Annotated in this window: 19 protein-coding genes and 1 tRNA gene; 14 read left to right on the top strand and 6 right to left on the bottom strand. The window is 69.7% G+C overall.

Translation table 11 applies throughout. The annotated features are described in order from the left end of the window. Nucleotides 1-155: 155 nt before the first annotated feature. Nucleotides 156-995 (bottom strand): bifunctional DNA-formamidopyrimidine glycosylase/DNA-(apurinic or apyrimidinic site) lyase, encoded by an 840-nt coding sequence (gene mutM, locus MPE_RS16325; RefSeq protein WP_011830809.1) that lies wholly within the window; start codon nt 993-995, stop codon nt 156-158. Between the two features lie 50 nt (nt 996-1045). Here mutM and MPE_RS16320 point away from each other — a divergent pair, with 50 nt between their 5' ends. The 8 genes from MPE_RS16320 to MPE_RS16285 all read left to right on the top strand — a co-directional run bounded on the left by MPE_RS16320 (nt 1046) and on the right by MPE_RS16285 (nt 7659). Beyond that, nucleotides 1046-2875 carry a tetratricopeptide repeat protein gene (locus tag MPE_RS16320; protein WP_011830808.1) on the top strand — a complete coding sequence of 610 codons (1830 nt, stop codon included), beginning with the start codon at nt 1046-1048 and terminating at the stop codon, nt 2873-2875. Then, entirely contained in the window at nt 2872-3396 is a 525-nt protein-coding gene (locus tag MPE_RS16315) for an outer membrane lipoprotein LolB (RefSeq protein WP_011830807.1), read from the top strand. Before MPE_RS16320 ends, MPE_RS16315 begins: the two co-directional genes overlap by 4 nt. Before the next feature lie 12 nt (nt 3397-3408). Further along, nucleotides 3409-4272, top strand: a complete 864-nt coding sequence (ispE, locus tag MPE_RS16310; RefSeq protein ID WP_011830806.1) for a 4-(cytidine 5'-diphospho)-2-C-methyl-D-erythritol kinase — start codon at nt 3409-3411, stop codon at nt 4270-4272. A 60-nt stretch (nt 4273-4332) separates the two neighbouring features. Next, nucleotides 4333-4409, top strand: a tRNA-Gln gene (locus MPE_RS16305). Between the two features lie 94 nt (nt 4410-4503). Next, nucleotides 4504-5469, top strand: a complete 966-nt coding sequence (locus MPE_RS16300; protein WP_011830805.1) for a ribose-phosphate pyrophosphokinase — start codon at nt 4504-4506, stop codon at nt 5467-5469. An 82-nt stretch (nt 5470-5551) separates the two neighbouring features. Next, a complete protein-coding gene (locus MPE_RS16295) occupies nt 5552-6196 on the top strand; it encodes a 50S ribosomal protein L25/general stress protein Ctc (protein WP_011830804.1) in 645 nt (214 codons plus the stop codon). Between the two features lie 291 nt (nt 6197-6487). After that, entirely contained in the window at nt 6488-7186 is a 699-nt protein-coding gene (pth, locus tag MPE_RS16290; protein WP_011830803.1) for an aminoacyl-tRNA hydrolase, read from the top strand. An 8-nt stretch (nt 7187-7194) separates the two neighbouring features. After that, complete coding sequence (locus MPE_RS16285) at nt 7195-7659, top strand: hypothetical protein (protein WP_041929730.1); 465 nt, start codon at nt 7195-7197, stop codon at nt 7657-7659. Nucleotides 7660-7674: 15 nt separating this feature from the next. Here the strand turns inward: MPE_RS16285 and MPE_RS16280 are convergent, their stop codons facing one another. The 3 genes from MPE_RS16280 to rsmD form a co-directional block, all read right to left on the bottom strand. Continuing rightward, a complete protein-coding gene (locus MPE_RS16280) occupies nt 7675-7974 on the bottom strand; it encodes a YfhL family 4Fe-4S dicluster ferredoxin (RefSeq protein ID WP_011830801.1) in 300 nt (99 codons plus the stop codon). A gap of 76 nt (nt 7975-8050) precedes the next feature. Next, nucleotides 8051-8500, bottom strand: coding sequence for a pantetheine-phosphate adenylyltransferase (coaD, locus tag MPE_RS16275; protein ID WP_049820916.1), 450 nt, complete (start codon nt 8498-8500; stop codon nt 8051-8053). An 87-nt stretch (nt 8501-8587) separates the two neighbouring features. After that, on the bottom strand, nt 8588-9202 hold the full coding sequence (gene rsmD, locus MPE_RS16270) for a 16S rRNA (guanine(966)-N(2))-methyltransferase RsmD (RefSeq protein WP_011830799.1): 615 nt from the start codon (nt 9200-9202) through the stop codon (nt 8588-8590). Between the two features lie 130 nt (nt 9203-9332). On the opposite strand from rsmD, the gene ftsY reads away from it, so the two are divergent. Continuing rightward, entirely contained in the window at nt 9333-10385 is a 1053-nt protein-coding gene (gene ftsY / locus MPE_RS16265; RefSeq protein ID WP_011830798.1) for a signal recognition particle-docking protein FtsY, read from the top strand. A 16-nt stretch (nt 10386-10401) separates the two neighbouring features. Here ftsY and MPE_RS16260 read toward each other — a convergent pair whose 3' ends face one another. Both MPE_RS16260 and ffh read right to left on the bottom strand, forming a co-directional pair. Further along, the gene (locus tag MPE_RS16260) at nt 10402-11199 is read right to left on the bottom strand and encodes a DUF2726 domain-containing protein (RefSeq protein ID WP_041929729.1); all 798 of its coding nucleotides are present in this window, start codon (nt 11197-11199) and stop codon (nt 10402-10404) included. A 77-nt stretch (nt 11200-11276) separates the two neighbouring features. Then, nucleotides 11277-12650, bottom strand: a complete 1374-nt coding sequence (gene ffh / locus MPE_RS16255) for a signal recognition particle protein (RefSeq protein ID WP_011830796.1) — start codon at nt 12648-12650, stop codon at nt 11277-11279. Between the two features lie 106 nt (nt 12651-12756). On the opposite strand from ffh, the gene MPE_RS16250 reads away from it, so the two are divergent. The 5 genes from MPE_RS16250 (at nt 12757) to ampD (ending at nt 18068) form a co-directional block, all read left to right on the top strand. Beyond that, complete coding sequence (locus tag MPE_RS16250) at nt 12757-13581, top strand: cytochrome C assembly family protein (protein WP_011830795.1); 825 nt, start codon at nt 12757-12759, stop codon at nt 13579-13581. 45 nt (nt 13582-13626) lie between these two features. Continuing rightward, nucleotides 13627-13857, top strand: coding sequence for a PP0621 family protein (locus MPE_RS16245; RefSeq protein WP_011830794.1), 231 nt, complete (start codon nt 13627-13629; stop codon nt 13855-13857). Then, nucleotides 13857-15785 carry a sensor histidine kinase gene (locus tag MPE_RS16240; protein WP_011830793.1) on the top strand — a complete coding sequence of 643 codons (1929 nt, stop codon included), beginning with the start codon at nt 13857-13859 and terminating at the stop codon, nt 15783-15785. Before MPE_RS16245 ends, MPE_RS16240 begins: the two co-directional genes overlap by 1 nt. Before the next feature lie 82 nt (nt 15786-15867). Next, a complete protein-coding gene (locus MPE_RS16235; RefSeq protein ID WP_011830792.1) occupies nt 15868-17481 on the top strand; it encodes a sigma-54-dependent transcriptional regulator in 1614 nt (537 codons plus the stop codon). Then, nucleotides 17478-18068: a 1,6-anhydro-N-acetylmuramyl-L-alanine amidase AmpD gene (ampD, locus tag MPE_RS16230; protein WP_011830791.1), complete on the top strand. Its 591-nt coding sequence runs from the start codon at nt 17478-17480 to the stop codon at nt 18066-18068. Before MPE_RS16235 ends, ampD begins: the two co-directional genes overlap by 4 nt. Nucleotides 18069-18408 lie beyond the last annotated feature (340 nt).

Genomic DNA, 18408 nt, shown 5'->3' with positions numbered 1-18408 from the left:
AACGAGGCGGACGGGTGACTTTCCAACGCGGGCTCTCTGTGCAGAAGATGGTAGCGCAGGGCCCTTCTCGCCGGCGTGCCGCCGTCGTCAGCACGTCACGCCCGCGCCGCTCAAGACGTGTGCATTTGTGACAGCGGGCCGCTGCGTCGACCGCGCTAACGGCGCTGGCAGTGGGGACAGAAGTAGGTCGAGCGCTGCCCCTGGACGATGCGGCGCACCGTGCCGCCGCAGGTCGTGCAGGGCTCGCCCTCGCGGCCGTAGACCCGGGCCTCGTTCTGGAAGGCGCCGCCCAGACCATGGGCGTCCCGGAAGTCGCGCAGCGTCGAACCACCCACCGCCACGGCGCGGGCGAGCACCGCGCGCACGGCATCGACGAGGCGCTCGCAGCGCGCGAGGCTGATGCGATGGCCCGGCGTGCGCGGGTCGATGCCCGCCAGAAACAGCGCCTCCGAGGCGTAGATGTTGCCCACGCCGACCACGATGTCTCCGGCCAGCAGTGCCTGCTTGACGGCGACGCGACGGCCTCGCAGGCGCGCGTGCAGCAGTGCGGCGGTGAAGCCGGCCTCGAGCGGCTCCACGCCCAGTCCCGCCAGCAGCTTGCCGGCCGCGCCCTCGTCGCGCGAGGACGACCACACGGCCGCGCCGAAGCGGCGTGGGTCCGTCAGCCGCAGGAGGCCATGGCTGGTCGCCAGGTCGAAGTGGTCCCAGGGGCCGGGCGGCTCGGCGTGCGTCGACAGGTTCAGCGAACCCGACATGCCGAGATGCAGCAGCAGCCCGCCGTCATCGGCCGCGACGCCGGGCCGCGCTCCCAGTGCGAACCACAGGTACTTGCCGCGGCGGTTGACGTCGAGCAGGCGCCGCCCGACCAGTGTCGACGGCGCGCAGCCGAGCGGCCAGCGCAACGGCTTGCCCACACGCACCCCGGCGATCTCGGCGCCGCGCAGCCGATCGACCAGGCTCAGGCGCGTGACTTCCACTTCGGGCAACTCGGGCATAGGGCCATTATCTGGGGATGCATAGAATGAAATTCGACTTTGGAGTGTCCATGGCCCCTTTCCGATTCGCTGTCCTGGCCCTCGCGGCCTCCAGCGTTCTTGCCGCGACGGCGTGGGCCCAGCCCGCTCCGGCGGAAGCGCCGGCATCCGGGCCGGGCGCTGCGGCACCGGTGGAAAATTCGGTCCTCGACGCACCGCTGTTCTACCAGTTGCTGATCGGCGAGATGGAGCTCAGCCAGGGCGATGCCGGTACCAGCTACCAGGTCCTGCTGGATGCGGCCCGCAAGACCCGCGACGAGCGCCTGTTCCGGCGCGCCACCGAAGTCGCTTTGCAGGCACAGGCCGGCGAGCAGGCGCTCGATGCGGCACGCGCCTGGCGCCAGGCCGTGCCCGGCTCGATCGACGCCCACCGCTTCGAGGTGCAGTTGCTGGTCGCGTTGAATCGCACCGCCGAAACCGTGCAGCCGCTGCGGGCCACGCTGGCGCTGGTGCCGCCGGCCCAGCGGCCGGCGGCCATCGGGTCCTTGCCTGGCTATTTCTCGCGCACCACCGATCGCAAGGCGACCACGGCGGTGCTCGAACAGGTGCTGCTGCCCTATGCAGAGCAGCGCTCGGCGGGCGAGCCGCAAGCCACCGCGGTGGCCGCCTGGGTGGCGCTGGGCCGCAGCCGGCTGGCCGCCGGCGATGCGGCGCGCGCGCTCGACGCCGCGCGCCGTGGTCAAGCGCTGAGTCCGCGGTCGGAGGCCGTGGCGCTGCTCGCCATTGAACTGATGCCGACCGAGCAGCGGGCCGAGTCGCTGGTCACGGCCTTTCTCGAGGCCCAGCCACCGGCTCCGGCCGCCACGCGCAGCGCGGTGCGGCTGGTCTATGCCCGCACGCTGGCTGTCGCGCAGCGCTATGCGGACGCCGCGCCGCAGCTCGAGGCGGTGACGCGCGACGCGCCGCAGTTTGTCGACGCCTGGCTGACGCTGGGCGCCTTGCGGCTGGAACTGAAGCAGCCGGCCGAGGCCGAAGCGGCGCTGCGCGAGTACCTCGCGCGCCTCGAGGCCGGCAGCGAGGCGGCATCGACCGAAGCGGCCGATGCCACGCAGGACGAGGACGCCGCCACGCCCATGCAGCGTCTGACGCAGGCCTACCTGCTGTTGGCCCAGGCCGCCGAGCAGCGGCGCGACTTCAAGGCCGCCGAGGGCTGGCTGGCCAAGGTCGACAGCTCCCAGGCACTGACGGTGCAATCGCGGCGCGCATCGTTGCTGGCGCAGCAGGGCAAGCTCGCCGAGGCGCGCAGCCTGATCCGCGCGCTGCCGGAACGGCAGCCGGAGGACGCGCGCTCCAAGCTACTGGTGGAGGCGCAACTGCTGCGCGACCAGAAGCAGTGGTCGGAGGCACTGGGCGTCCTGACCGAGGCCAACGACCGCTACCGCGACGACACCGACCTGCTGTACGAGCAGGCGATGATGGCCGAGAAGCTCGACCGCATGACCGAGATGGAGCAGTTGCTGCGTCGCGTGATCGCGCTGAAGCCGCAGCAGCCGCAGGCCTACAACGCGCTGGGCTACTCGCTCGCTGATCGCAACCAGCGCCTGCCGGAAGCGCGCCAGCTGATCATCAAGGCCCTGGAGCTGTCGCCGGGCGATCCGTTCCTGATCGACAGCCTGGGCTGGGTCGAGTACCGGCTCGGCAACCATGACGAGGCGATCCGCTGGTTGCGGCAGGCACACGGCGCACGACCGGACACCGAGATCGCCGCGCACCTGGGTGAGGTGCTCTGGGTCAGTGGCCGGCGCGACGAGGCTCGTCGGATCTGGGCCGAGGCCCGGGCCCGCGACGCCACGAACGACGTGCTGAAGGAAACCCTGGCGCGGCTCAAGGTCGATCTGTGAGGCGTGGCTGCGCACTGCTCGCCGCCGCGTGTGCTGCGGCAGTGTGGCTGGCGGGGTGCGCCGGCGTTGGCACGCCGGCGCCCCAGGGCGAGCGGCTGGCGGGACGGCTGTCGGTGCGTGTCGAGGGCGACGCGGCACGGAACTTCAATGCGGCGTTCGAACTGGAAGGTTCGTCCGAGTCGGGCCAGCTGTCGTTGACGACGCCGCTCGGCATCCAGCTCGCCCGCGCCGACTGGTCGCCGCGGCAGGTTCGCCTGCGCTCCGGCGACGGCGAGCGCCTCTACCCCGACCTAGAGAGCCTGGCGGAAGACGCGCTGGGCGAGCGGGTACCGCTCGCCGCGCTGTTCGACTGGCTTCACGCCCGGCCCTGGCCCGGCGCGCCGAGCGCGGCGCAACCGCAGGGCTTTTCGCAGCTCGGTTGGGTGGTCGACGTGTCGCGCCGGGCCGAGGGCTGGGTCGAGGCGCGCCGCGCCGCGCTCCCCGTGGTGAGCGTGCGCGCCAAGCTCGACGATGCCCCCTGAGAAGGCCCGCCGATGAGTCTGCAAGCCCTCTACGACGTTCCCGCGCCAGCCAAGCTGAACCTGTTCCTGCACGTGACGGGCCGGCGCGACGATGGCTACCACCTGCTGCAGTCGGTGTTCGCGCTGATCGATTGGGCCGACACCCTGCATTTCGAACGCCGCCTCGACGGCCGCCTGGTCCGCCACGACCTGGCCGCCGCGCTGCCCGAGGACGACCTGTGCCTGCGCGCGGCGCGCCTGCTGCAGCGCGAGAGTGCCTGCCCGCTCGGCGCCGACATCTCGATCGACAAGGACGTACCCTGGGGCGCCGGCCTAGGCGGCGGCAGCTCCGACGCCGCCAGCACCCTGCTGGCGCTGAACCGCCTGTGGGGCCTGCACTGGTCGCGCGAGCGGCTGCTGGCGTTGGGCCTGCAGCTCGGCGCCGACGTGCCCTTCTTCGTGGGCGGTCACAACGCCTGGGTCGAGGGCATCGGCGAACGACTGACGCCCATCGAGCTGGCGCCGCGCTGGTGGGCCGTGCTGAAGCCCGCTGTGGCGGTGCCCACCGTGGCGATCTTCGGCAGCCCGCTGTTGGTGAGGAACACCGCTGCTGCTACAATCTCGGACTTCTCTGCAAACGCAGTCGAGTTCGGCCACAACGATCTGCAAACGCCCGCAATGGCGTACAGCGACGAGGTGGTCCAGGCTCTGGCGCTGCTGCAATCCCGCTACGGCGCAAGCCGCATGTCGGGATCCGGCAGCGCGGTGTTCGCGGAGGCCGGCACCGGCGAGTCACCGACGGTTGCGATGATGGAAGCGGCTTCGCTTCCTCCGTCGTGGGTGGGACGCATGTGCCGCGGCTTGACGGTGCATCCGCTGGCGCTCTGGGCCGGCTGATCGTCGCCAAGCGACGGTTTCGGGCGTGGCTCGGGCGCAAGCCAGAGCGGTGTCCTGTGTAGGGGAGTCGCCAAGTTGGTTAAGGCATCGGATTTTGATTCCGACATGCGAAGGTTCGAATCCTTCTTCCCCTGCCAAAGCTTTACCCAGGAAGCATGGCGCCCGCGTTCCGGGCGCCATGTTTTTTGATCGGACAGGTTTTTTCCAACGAACGACCGCCTCGGAGGCGTGATGCTCTCCTCCAACACCGTGATCTTCACCGGCAATGCGAATCCGGCGCTGGCGCAGGAGATCGCCACCTCGCTCGGCATCGAACTGGGCCGCGCGGCCGTCGGGCGGTTCTCGGACAGCGAGGTCACGGTCGAGATCCAGCAGAACGTGCGGGCGCGCGACATCTTCGTCGTGCAGCCCACCTGCACCCCGACGAACGAGCACCTGATGGAGCTCTTCATCATGGTCGACGCGCTCAAGCGTGCCTCGGCCGGCCGCATCACCGCCGTGATCCCCTACTACGGCTACGCGCGCCAGGATCGCCGCCCTCGTTCCACTCGTGTGCCGATCAGCGCCAAGGTCGTTGCCAACATGCTCGAGGCCGTGGGTGTGAACCGCGTGCTGACGATGGATCTGCACGCCGACCAGATCCAGGGCTTCTTCGACATTCCGGTCGACAACATCTACGCCTCGCCAGTGCTGCTGTCGGACCTGAAGAGCCGCCGCTACGACGACCTGATCGTCGTCTCGCCCGACGTCGGCGGCGTGGTGCGCGCCCGCGCGCTGGCCAAGCAGCTCAACTGCGACCTCGCCATCATCGACAAGCGCCGCCCCGCGGCCAACGTGTCGGAAGTCATGCATGTGATCGGTGAGATCGACGGCCGCAACTGCGTGATCATGGACGACATGATCGACACCGCCGGCACCCTGGTGAAGGCCGCCGAGGTGCTGAAAGAGCGCGGCGCGAAGAGCGTGTTCGCCTACTGCACGCATCCGGTGTTCTCCGGCCCGGCGATCGAGCGCATCAAGAACTCGCAGATCGACGAGGTGGTGATCACCAACACCATTCCGCTCAACGCGGCGGCCAAGGCCACCACCAAGATCCGCCAGCTGTCGGTGGCCTTCCTGTTTGCCGAGACCATCCGCCGCATCTCGGACGGTGAGTCGGTCACCTCGCTTTTCTCGGAGCAGAACAACAACTTCTGAGCCGGGTTCTGCCCGTGCGCATGGGGCGTGCGGGTTCACACAGGGTGCCTGGTCGCGGGCGCCTTCCTTTTGGAGAAAACTCATGAAATTCGTCGCTTATCCGCGCGAACTGCAGGGGACCGGAGCGAGCCGCCGCCTGCGTATTTCCGGCAAGGTGCCGGGCATCGTCTACGGCGCCGGCGAGCCGCTGAAGATCGAGCTCGACCACAACGCGCTGTTCCACGCGCTCAAGAAGGAAGCCTTCCACGCCTCCCTGCTCGACATGGAATTCAATGGCAAGAGCCAGCAGGTGCTGCTGCGTGATGTGCAGATGCACGCCTTCCGCCCGCAGGTGCTGCACGTCGACTTCCAGCGCGTCGACGCCACCACGCGCGTCACGAAGAAGGTGCCGCTGCACTTCGTCAACGAAGAGAACGCGCCGGGCGTCAAGCTCGACAAGGGCCTGATCTCGCACGTGGTGACCGAACTCGAGGTGGAGTGCCTGGCCTCGCAACTGCCCGAGTACCTGACGGTCGATCTGGGCGAACTGGCCAAGGGCCAGTCGCTGCACGTCAATGACCTGAAGCTGCCCCCGAGCGTGAAGGTGGTGCTGCGCGGCAAGAAGAACCCGGTGATCGCCACCGTGGTGATGCAGGCCGCGGAAGAAGCCCCGGCCGAAGTCGCCACCCCGACCGCTGCCGCGCCAGCTGCCAAGGGCAAGAAGAGCGAGAAGCAGAACAAGAAGTGATTCTTCTTGGGTGTTCGCTGCCCATGCTTCCAGCCCCGCTTCGGCGGGGCTTTTTGTTGCCCGTGTCGCACCGGGGCCCGCTACACGATCTGGGCAACTCCCTCTCATGGGGGCGCGACCACGGATGCGGGCTTCAAGTACGCTGAGATCTCCACACAGGGACATGCCTTGCCTACGCAGACTCGACCTGTTCCGACTCGATGAAAGATCGCAAGAGGAGAGAGAAGCTCCTTCGTGGCTGCACGCTTTCCACGGTGTGGCTCGGTCTGGGTCCTCACGATAATCTTTGTCATGATTCGACTGATGGTGGGGCTCGGCAACCCGGGCCCAGAGTACGAGGCCACTCGCCACAACGCCGGCTTCTGGTGGGTGGACGCCGTCGCGCGCCAGCTCAAGGCCTCGCTGCACGCGGAGCGCGCGTACCACGGGTTGGTGGCGCGAGTGAACACGCCTGTCGGGCCGGTGTGGCTGCTGGAGCCGCAGACCTACATGAACGTGTCGGGCAAGTCGGTAGCGGCGCTGGCACGCTTTTTCAAGATCGCTCCGGAGGAGATCCTGGTGGCCCACGACGAGCTCGACCTGCCGCCGGGCGAGATGAAGCTCAAGCAGGGCGGTGGCCATGCCGGCCACAACGGCCTGCGCGACATCCATGCGCAACTCGGTTCCACCGACTACTGGCGTCTGCGGCTGGGCATCGGTCATCCGGGTGTGAAGGCCGAGGTGGCCAACTACGTGCTCGGCAAGCCCATGCGCGAGCACCGTGAGGCCATCGATGCCTGCATCGTGCGCTCGCTGACTGCTGTCGACGCCTTGCTGTCCGGTGACATGAGCAAGGCCACGCTGCGCCTGCACACCAGCAAGCCGCCCCGGCCGAAGCCGCCGCGGCCGGTGGCGGTCGCGGGCACTGGGGTTCCTGCTGCGGCGGATGCTCCTAGGGCGCCCGATATTGCCGGCAGCGCCCCGGCCACCACCCAGGGCGATCCTCCATGAAGCATGGGATGCTGTCACTGCTGGTGCTGGGCTTGTTCGCCGCCGCGGCACCGCAGGCCGCCAGCGCCCAGGGGGCTGTCTACCGCTGCGGCGCCGACGGACGCAGCTACTCGCAGCAGCCTTGTGCGGACGGGCGCACGCTACGCGTCGATGACGACGTGCGCACGCCGGCCCAGCGCCAGCAGGTCATGGAGGCGGCGCGGCGCGATGCCCGCTTGGCCGATGCGCTCGCCCACGAGCGACGCCAAGCCGAGTCGGTGAGCGTGAGGGCGGCTTCGTTGAGCGCGCCAACGCAGAAGGACGCAGAGGTGCACGCGACTGCCGGCAAGCCGAACCCGAAGAAGCGGCGGCACGCGAAGCGGCCTGCAAACCCTCCGGCCGGTGCTTCCGGAGATTTCAAGGCGACAGGGCCTGCGCCGCCCGGTGCCAAGAAGAAGACGCGCGCCGGAACGGCGGCCCCGCCGACCCGTTGAACACAGAACGGCGATTCAGCCCGCAGCGGTGCCGGAGGGGGGCAGCGGCGACACGTCTGGCGACGCGGGTTCACCGACGAGCGCCCTGAACTTGGCCCACAACTGCGGCGGGCTCTCGACGTGCGCCGGATTCACCGGGATGCAGGCGACCGGGCAGACCTGCACGCACTGCGGTTCGTCGAAGTGACCGACGCACTCGGTGCACTTGGCCGGGTCGATGATGTAGATCTCGGGCCCGAGCGAGATGGCTTGGTTGGGGCACTCGGGCTCGCAGACGTCGCAGTTGATGCAGTCGTCCGTGATCATCAGGGCCATGGGGAGCTCCGATGCAGCGGCGCACGGCCGCCGAGCCCGCGGCGGGCGTTGTCGATCGGGACGGACATCCGGTGTGTCATGTGGCCTGGCTGACGCGCTGTTTCAGGCGCTGGAGGACCGAGGGTGCCACGAACTTCGAAACATCACCGCCCAAGGTGGCAATCTCGCGCACGAAGGTGCCGCTGATGAACTGGTACTGGTCGCTCGGGGTCAGGAACACGGTTTCCACGTTGGGCATCAGCTGGCGATTCATGCCGGCCATCTGGAACTCGTATTCGAAGTCGCTCACGGCGCGCAGGCCGCGCACCACCACCTTGCCGCCGTGCTCGACGACGAAGTCGCGCAGCAACCCGCGGAACGCGATGACTTCGACGTTGCGATGCGAGGCCAGCAGTTCCTGCGCGATCTCCAGCCGTTCGGCGATGGTGAACATGGTGCGCTTGTGGTGGCCGGCGGCCACGGCGACGATCAGACGGGGGAACAGCGCGCTGGCGCGACGCACCAGATCCTGGTGTCCGAGCGTCATCGGGTCGAAGGTACCGGGGTAGACGGCGCTCAGGCCGGGGTTGAAGGGCACGGTGTTTCCTTCGCGGAGCGGGCAGGGTGGCGAAGTTTATGCCGCAGCGTCACGGTCCGCGGGGCGGAGCAGGTGCGCATGCACCTGCCCGGCGCGGGTGTGCCGATCGAGCGCGAAGCCGAGTGGCTCCAGCGTCTCGGCCTCGAACGCCCGGTCGGCTTCGAGGTAGGCGCGACCGGTGGGTGCCAGCACGCGCTGCGCAGCGCGCAGCGCCGGCTCGAACAGGCCCCCGTCGAAGGGCGGATCCAGCAGCACCAAGTCGAAGGGCGCGCCGGCGTAACGCGTCATCCACGCCAGCGCGTCGGCGGCCTCGATGCGCACCGCGTGGGCCGCCAGTCGCGCCCGCACTGCGCACAGTCCGCGCACCAGGGCGGCGTCGCGCTCGAGCAGCATCACGTCGCTGGCGCCGCGCGAGGCTGCCTCGAAACCGAGCGCGCCGCTGCCGGCGAAGGCATCGAGGCAGCGCCAGCCGCTCAGGTCCTGGCCAAGCCAGTTGAACAAGGTCTCGCGCACGCGGTCGGGCGTGGGGCGCAGCCCCGGAGCCACGGGCACCGGCAGCTTGCTGCGCTTCCACTGCCCGCCGATCAGTCGGACCTCACCCGGCCTGGCTGGCGTGGCGGCGGGGCGGGCGGCAGCGGGGGCACGGGCCATCGGCCGATTCTAGGCAGCCGCTTCTCCGGTGCGCCGGTGACGATCGCTCGCGCGCCGGGCTCACCGTGGTGCGTGTGGGGCGCTGCGTCCCAGAGAGGCAGCGGCGGCCTGTCCCTAGAATCCGGGCCACATGTTCAGTTTCTTCAAGAAGAAGGCGCCGGTCGTGGCGCCACCGCCGACCGGCCCCGAGGCCCCAGCAGCATCCGCACCGTCTCCCGGGCCTGCTGCCGAAGTCCGCGTGGCTGCTGCGGCGCCAGCCGAACAGCGCCGCCCCTGGCTCGACCGGCTCAAGAGCGGGCTGCGGCGCACCGGATCCGGCATCACGCAGGTGTTCACCGGCACGCGCATCGACGAGGCGCTGTACGAGGAACTCGAGGCGGCGCTGCTGATGGCCGACGCCGGCATGCCCGCCACGCAGCACCTGCTCGCCGACCTGAAGCGGCGCGTCAAGGAGCACAAGGCCACCGATCCTGCCGCGGTGAAGTTGTTGCTGGTCGACGCGCTGGCCGAATTGCTTGCGCCCCTGCAGCGGCCGCTGGTGCTGGGCGAGACGCGGCCGACGGTGATCATGGTTGCGGGGGTCAACGGCGCGGGCAAGACGACCAGCATCGGCAAGCTCACGCGCCACCTTGCCGACGGCGGCCTGAAGGTGCTGCTGGCGGCGGCCGACACCTTCCGCGCAGCGGCGAAGGAGCAACTCGCGGTGTGGGCGGACCGCAACCGCGTCGAGATCGTCAGCCAGGAAGGCGGCGACCCGGCCGCGGTGAGCTTCGATGCCGTGAAGGCCGGGCAGGCCCGCGGCTGCGATGTGGTCGTCGCCGACACCGCCGGCCGCCTGCCGACGCAGGCGCACCTGATGGAAGAGCTGCGCAAGATCAAGCGCACCATCGGCAAGGCCATGGACGGCGCGCCGCACGAGGTGCTGTTGGTGGTGGACGGCAACACCGGGCAGAACGCGCTGGCCCAGGTCAAGGCCTTCGATGCCGTGCTGGGGCTGACCGGGCTGGTCGTCACCAAGCTCGACGGCACTGCCAAGGGCGGGGTGCTGGCGGCGATCGCGCTGTGGTCGCGCGAGCGTGACGGCGCCTCGCCGGTGCCGGTCTATTTCATCGGCGTGGGCGAGAAGCTCGCGGATCTGGAGACTTTCGACGCGCGCGAGTTCTCGCAGGCGCTGCTGACCTGAGCCGGACGCGCCGGGTTCAGCGGGCCGGCGCGTCGAGCGGCATCGACGCGGACGACAGATCGTCGAACCAGGTCGACTGGGCGGGCTCCGCCAGCGTGGCGCCGTCAGCTGCCTCGCGGTCCAGGTCCTCGAGCACGTCCTGCAAGGTCACCATCGTGGGCCGCGCCGCCGGCGCGGCGCTGCCGGCGACCTCGGTCACGAGCACCCCCGGCATGACCGCTGCCGGGCGAGTGCGCACACGGCTGCCGCCGTCCTCGGTGCGAAGGCCCTGCGACGTGTTCACCACTTGGTCGCGCACCATCGGGACGCTCGGCAGTGCGTCCTCGTTCCAGACGATCACGCGGATGCCGGCTTGCTGCAGCACGCGGTCCATGCGCTCGTGGCGGCGCACGGTGCGTTCACCGTCCTTGCCGGGCGGGCGGCGTACTTCGACGACGGCAATCACCTGCGAGACCGTGTCGCAGACCACCAGGTCGGCGCAGATCTGGCCGACGCGGCGCATCCACTCGTGGTACGAATTGCGGGTCGGCACGCGGATGAAGCGGGCCAGGGGCACCTGCGCCAGCACGGTGTACTCGGGCAGGGCCTGCTGCAGCACCAACTGCGCCTTGCGCTCCTTGAGCGTGAGCACGCGGGTGGCTTCGGGCGGCCACGCGGCCACGGTGTCGAGCGCCTCGACGCGCTTGTCGCGCTGCTTGTCGCGGCCCGGACTTTCCGGGCGTTCACGGCCACCGCGGCGTCGCGCCAGTACCACCAGCATCAGGCCCGCCAACAGCACCGCCAGCGCCTGCAAAACCATCGGATCGCCCATCATCGTCATCCTCCAAAACCCCGACGATGAACGTAAGTGGGGCGCCGAAGAGCGTCAAGAGAACAACGCACGCTTTCGGGCTAGCGAACAAATCCTTTCATTCCGCCGCCGCCCATGCGCTTCATCATCTTCATCATGCCGCCGCCCTTCATCTTCTTCATCATCCCCTGCATCTGCTCGAACTGGTTCAGCAGGCGGTTGACCTCCTGCACCTGAACGCCCGCGCCGGCGGCGATGCGGCGCTTGCGGCTGGCCTTGAGCAACTCGGGCTTGCGCCGCTCGAGCGGCGTCATCGAACGGATGATTCCTTCCATGCGACGCACGTCGCGCTCGGCACGGTCCATGTCGGCGGCGCCGAGCTGTGGCGTCTTGCCACCGGTCATCTGCGCGGGCAGCTTGTCGATCAGGCCCGACAGGCCTCCCATGTTCTTCATCTGCGAGATCTGCGAGAGGAAGTCCTCGAGGTCGAAGCCCGAGCCCGACTTCACCTTGTCGGCGAGCTTCTGTGCCGCCTGCAGGTCGACGCCCTGCTGCACCTGCTCGACCAGCGCGAGGATGTCGCCCATGCCGAGTACCCGTCCGGCGTGGCGCTCGGCATCGAACAGCTCCAGGCCGTCGATCTTCTCGGACACGCCGGCAAACTTGATCGGCGCGCCGGTGACCTGGCGGACGCTCAGCGCGGCGCCGCCGCGCGAGTCACCGTCCAGCTTGGTCAGAACAATGCCGGTCAGCGGCAGCGCTTCCTTGAAGGCCTTGGCAACGTTGATCGCGTCCTGGCCCTGCATCGCGTCGACGACGAACAATGTCTCGATCGGGTTCAGCGCCGCGTGCAGCGCGCGGATCTCGGCCATCATCGCTTCGTCGATCGCCAGGCGGCCGGCGGTGTCGACCAGCAGCACGTCGAAGTAGTGCTTCTTCGCGTAGTCCACCGCGGCCAGCGCGATGTCGACCGGCTGGTCGCTGGCCTGCGACGGAAACCACTCCGCGCCGGCCTGCTGGGTCACCGTCTTCAGCTGCTCGATCGCGGCCGGCCGGTAAACGTCGCCCGACACCGTGAGCACCTTTTTCTTGCGCCCGATCAGGTGCCTGGCGAGCTTGGCTGTCGTCGTGGTTTTGCCGGCGCCCTGCAGGCCGGCCATCAGGATCACCGCCGGCGGTTGCGTCGCGAGGTTCAGCTCGGCCACACCGCCGGCGCCCATGGTCGCCGCGAGCTCCTTGTGCACCACGCCCACCAGCGCCTGCCCCGGCGACAGCGAGCCGACGACCTCCTGACCCAGTGCCTTTTCCTTCACGCGGGCGATGAAGTCGCGCACCACCGGCAGCGCGACGTCGGCCTCCAACAGCGCCATGCGCACCTCGCGCAGCATGTCCTGCACGTTGTCTTCGGTGATGCGGGCCTGGCCGCGCATGGTCTTGACCAGGCGGCTCAGGCGTTCGGAAAGGGCGGATGCCATGGGAGGAGGTCTCGGGTTGGTGCTGTGTCGGGGCGCGGCGCGCTGCGGAGCCGGCCGTCCGGCGCGCACCCCTTGCGGCCCGGGGCGCGAACGTACACTGCGCAGCATGATTTTATCGCCCGGCCTCTCCGCTGCGAGCCTGCTGCCGCTGGCCGCGACGAGCATCGTGGCGCTGCTGGCCTACCTTGTCGCTGCGTTCAGGCGCGAAGCCACATGGCTCGGCGTCGTGCTGGCGGTCGGATGGATCGGCCATGGCCTGGCCATCGGCCTCCACGCGGCCGGCGTCGGCGAGGCGCAGCCGGGCGCTCGCTTCGGTTTCGCGCCCGCGCTGTCGGTGACGCTGTGGCTGGTGCTGGCGGTGTATGCGATCGAAAGCCGCTTCGTGCCGCTGGCCGGCGTGCGGCGCACGCTGGCCGTGCTGGGTGCGGCTGCCGTCGTGCTGACCCTGGTGTTTCCCGGCGAACTGCGCCCGCACGCTGGCTCACCGTGGGCGCCGTTGCACTGGATCCTCGGCATTGCATCGTATGGCTTGTTCGGCACCGCGCTGCTGCACGCCGCCTTGCTGCGGCGTGCGGAGCAGCGCCTGCGCAGCAAGCCGGCGGCAGGCGAAGCGCCGCGCGTGCCGTCGCCCGGGCTGCCGCTGCTGCGGCTGGAGAAGTTGACCTTCCGCTTCGTGGCGGCTGGCTTCGTCGTGCTGTCGGCCACGCTGCTGCTCGGCTGGTGGTTCTCCTCGCCCTGGCGCTGGGATCACAAGAGCGTGTTCTCCGTGCTGGCCTGGGGTGTGTTCGCGGCCCTGCTCGCCGGGCGCCGCGCTTTCGGGTGGCGGGGCCGGCTGGCGACGCGCTGGCTCTATGTGGGGGCCGGGCTGCTGCTGCTCGCCTACGTCGGCTCGCGCTTCGTGCTGGAAGTGGTCCTCCACCGCACGACCTGACGGCGAAGCACGGCCTTCTTCTGTCTTTCCGATGTCCCTTCACGCATGAAGTACCTGGTCCTGCTGCTGGTGATCGTGGCCGTGCTGTGGCTCGTGCGTTCGCGGCCACGTGCGGTACGCCCCGACCGTGCGCCCGCGTCCGAGGGCAGTGCGCCGCAGGCCATGATCGAGTGCGTTCACTGCGGCGTGCACCTGCCGCGAGCCGAGGCCGTGGCGGGCCTGCAGGGCCACTACTGCAGCGACGCGCACCGGCTCGCCCACGGCGACTCACGCTGATGGCGGGCACGACCGGATCGGGTCGCCGTCGCGCCCCTGCGGATGGCGGGGCGTCGTGGTTCGGGTCGATCGATCTCGGCCTGCCCGGTGACGACGATGCGGCGCAGTCGCGCTTCGACCGTGGCGAGTGGCGCGAGACCGATGCTGCCGATTCGCGCTTCCTGTCGCGTCAGGCGCGGCGGATCGCCGGGTCGGGCCAGAGCGCGGTGTACCGGCTCTACCGTGCCTTCGTGGCCTCGCGCGCGGTGCTCGGTCTCGCGCTGCTGGCCACCGAGGTGGCGATCACCTGGCTGAGTCCGCGGCCACAGCGAGAGCTGGTGCTGTCGCTGTGTTCGCTTTACGCGATGGCCGCGCTCCTGTTGTGGGTGCTGCCCAACCTGCTGGGTCCGATGCAGCCGGCGCTGCAGTCGCGTCTGCGACGCCGCCACTGGATGGCGACGATCGGGGTCGACATGTTGAGCTTCGGCGTCCTGCATCTGCTGGCCGGCGGCGGCGTGCTGAACTACTCGGCGCTGCTCGTGCTGCCGGTGCTGATGGCCGGTGTGCTGACGCCGCGTCTGCAGGCGTTGGGAGTGGCCGCCGGGTGCACCTTGATCCTGCTTGCTGCCGCGGGGCTCAATGTGGACGTGACCGGCGAGGCAACGTTGCAGCTCACGCAGGCGGGCCTGGCCGGCGTCGGCCTGTTCGTGGTCAGCCTGATGGCGGGCGAGTTGTCCGGTCGGCTGGCGCGCGAGGAGCTGACGGCGCGCGGCAGCCTCGAATTGGCGCGCCAGCAGGCGCAACTCAATCGCCTCGTCCTCGAGGAAATGCAGGACGGCGTGATGGTCGTCGACCGCCGTGGCCGGGTGCGCGCCGCCAACCCGGCGGCGCGCCATCTGCTCGACGAGCCGCTGATCAGCGCCGCCGACAGCTTCTCGCTGACCGGTGTGCAGGCCTGGGAGCCCCTGATCAGCGCCGCCGACAGCTTCTCGCTGACCGGTGTGCAGGCCTGGGAGCCCCTGGTCAGGGCCGTGGACCGGGCCTTCGGGGAGGGCCACTGGCCCGAGGGGGGGCGCGACGTGGTGTTGCCCCGTGTGGCCTCCAGCGATACGGGGCCACGACAGCTGCGCCTGCGCGTGCGCTTCACGCGTCGCCGCGAGACGGGGGCGCCGGAGGACTACTGCGTGCTCTTCCTGGAGGACCTGCGCACGGTGCAGGCGCGCGTGCGCCAGGAAAAGCTGGCGGCGATGGGTCGCGTGTCGGCCGGCATTGCGCACGAGATCCGCAATCCGCTGGCGGCGATCATGCAAGCCAATGCGCTGCTGGCCGAAGACGCCAGCAGCGCGCAGCAGGTGCAGCTCACGCGCATGGTGGGTGAGAACGCCGAGCGCCTGAAGCGCATCGTCGACGACGTGATGGAGGTTGCACCGAGCCTGCTGCCCGAGCCGGCGCCGCTCGACGCGAGTCTGCAGGTCGCCACCATCTGCGGCGAGTGGGCCCGCACCGCGGGCCTGGCGATCGGTGCCGACAGCGTGCTGCGGGTCGACCTGCCGAGCGAGCCGCTCGGCGTGGTGTTCGATGGCGAGCACCTGCGCCGCGTGCTGGTGAATCTGCTCGACAACGCGCTGCGGCACGGAAGCCGGACGCCCGGTGCGGTCCAACTGCGGCTCGCTGCGGCGAGCGAAAGCCGAGCCCTGCTCACGGTGGGAAGCGACGGCGAGCAGATCGCGCCGGAGGTCGAGCGTTACCTGTTCGAGCCCTTCTTCTCGACGCGCAGCCGCGGCACCGGACTGGGACTGTATATTTGTCGTGAGCTGTGCGAGCGCTACGGCGCCAGCATCGAATTCAGCTCACGCGGCGCGCCGGAGCGCCACCGCAACGTGTTCTCGGTCGCCATGCGGCGCACGCTGCTTCCGGACGGCGATTCCCGGCTTCACTTCAGCGCATGAGAATTTCAGTGCCCAGCGACTTCAGCCCTTCGACGGCACATGACCTGTCGGCGCGGCGATGCTCCACCGCGGGAGCGACGCCATGAGCCCGGCCTCGCATTTCAGCCTGCTGGTGGTCGACGACGAGCCTGACCTGCGCACCCTCTACGAGCTGACGCTGCTGCGCGAGGGCTACGAGATCGAGACCGCAGCCTGTGTCGAGGACGCCTGGGCGCAGCTCGCCGACCGTACGTTCAGCGCGGTGATCACCGACATGCGTCTGCCCGACGGCAGCGGGCTCGACCTGCTGCATCGCCTGGAGGAAGCCGGGCGCCGCGAGAAGACCATCGTCATCACCGCCTACGGCTCGGCGGAAAGCGCCGTCGAGGCGCTGAAGGCCGGCGCCTACGACTACCTGACCAAGCCGGTCGACCTGAAACTGTTCCGCAGCGTCGTGGCGTCTGCCCTCGGTCGGGCCGCGGCCAGCGGTCCGACGGTGCAGCCCGATCAGTTGCCGTCCGAGTCCGGGGCGGCGCGGCCCTCGCGCGCCGGCGTTGCCGCACGCCCGGTGCCGACGATCGTGATCGGCCCGGCCGCTGCGGTGGTCCCTCCGGCCGGCGCGCTGGCGCGGATGGCAGGCAACTCGGCCCCGATGCAGCAGGTGCGTTCGCTGATCGAGAAGGTCTCGCGCAGCATGGCACCGGTGCTGGTGCATGGCGAGTCCGGCACCGGCAAGGAGCTGGTCGCACGGGCGATCCACGACAGCGGCGTGCGCCGGAGTCAGCCCTTCATTGCGGTGAACTGCGGGGCGATCCCTGAGCAGTTGCTGGAAGCCGAGTTCTTCGGCTACCGACGCGGTGCGTTCACGGGGGCGAACGAGGACCGCGACGGTTTCTTCCAGGCCGCGCGTGGCGGCACGCTGTTCCTCGACGAGATTGGTGATCTGCCGCTGTCGATGCAGAGCAAGCTGCTGCGCTCGATCCAGGAACGCTCGGTGCGGCCGGTGGGCGCGACGACGGAGACGGCGCTGGACGTTCGCATCGTCAGCGCGACACACAAGAACCTGGCGGCCGACGTGCAGGCGGGGCGCTTCCGCCAGGACCTGTACTACCGGCTCAACGTGATCCAGATCCGGGTGCCGCCGCTGCGCGAGCGGCTCGAGGATCTGCCGGCGATCTGCGAGCGCGTGTTGGAGCGCATCGCCGCCGACGCCGGAGTCAGTCCGCCGCCGCGGCTGACGCGTGACGCGCTCGCCTACTTGCTGCGCTACCCCTTCGGCGGCAACGTCCGCGAACTCGAGAACCTGCTGCACCGGGCCGTCGCGCTCTGCGATGGCGATGTGATCGATGTCGGCGACCTCGATCTGCCCGAGTCGGCGTTCAGCGACAGCGGGCGTGCCGAGCTGGCGGCGCTGCCAGCGGATGTGCCGCCGCCGAGCGCCGCCGAGTTCCCGGCGAGCGCGGCGCTGCCGACGCCGTTGCCGGACGATCTCGCCGCCTACCTCGACGGCGTCGAGCGCGACATCCTCGTGCGTGCGCTGGAGCGTTACCGCTTCAATCGCACTGCTGCAGGCGCCAGCCTCGGTCTCTCGCTGCGACAGATGCGCTATCGCATGGCGCGGCTGGGGGTCATGGTCGCCGAGCATGGCGTGGCCATCGGGCCGGGTGCCGACGACTCGGATGACGAACTGCCGCCCGCCGGATCGGGGCGGGCGTGAGCCTGCAGGGCACGCACTGGCAGGACGGTTGGTGGTCGGCTGCGCGCCGCGTCGATTCGCCCAACCATGGGCCGCGGCCAGAAGGCACCGAGGTCACGCTGGCGCTGATCCATTCGATCAGCCTGCCGCCTGGCAGCTATGGAGGCGACTCGATCGAGCGGCTGTTCACCAACACGCTCGACTGGGATGCTCACCCCTATTTCCAGCAGATCCGCGGCCTCGAGGTGTCGTCGCATTTCGTCGTCCGGCGCGACGGCGAGCTGCTGCAGTTCGTGCCGACAGCGCGGCGGGCCTGGCATGCCGGCCGCTCGGCGTGGCGAGGCCGGGAGAACTGCAACGACTATTCGATCGGCATCGAGCTCGAAGGTCTGGAGGGCGAGCGCTTCGAGCCGTCGCAGTACGAGCGCCTCGCCGAGTTGCTGCACGCGCTCGCGCGGCAGCACCCGTTGCGCGACGTGGCCGGGCATGAGCACGTGGCTCCCGGGCGCAAGCTCGACCCCGGCGCCGGCTTCGAGTGGGTGCGCCTGCAGTCGCTGACAGAATGGCCGGATCGGTACTTTCCCAAGGGTGTGCTCGCCTCGCGCTGAAGGCGCGAAGCGAGCGCGTTTGGCGAAGGCAGGTTCCATGCGGCCTGGCGGCCGATTTTCGCGCTGGAGGCGCGTCACTCGTGGGCTTGGCCATCGTGCGCAAGCACTGATGCGGCTTGTCTCCGAGGTGTGAGAAAGGTCGCCACGTTTCAAGTCGTGACACGCTACATATAGTGCTTGTAGAGGCGGCGAGCGCTAGATATAGTGTGCCGATGCCTTCCCGTCCTGCCTGAGCCGAGCACGTCCGGGGTCGCTCTCGCGTGAACATCGACCTCGTGGCCGCCCCGTCCGGGCGGCGTTGTACAGCCCGGCGCTGCGTCTGCTCCGATCGTCCCGCTGT

Source organism: Methylibium petroleiphilum PM1 (assembly GCF_000015725.1).
Taxonomy (GTDB): Bacteria; Pseudomonadota; Gammaproteobacteria; order Burkholderiales; family Burkholderiaceae_C; genus Methylibium; species Methylibium petroleiphilum.
This window is presented reverse-complemented; position numbering and strand designations above follow the sequence as displayed.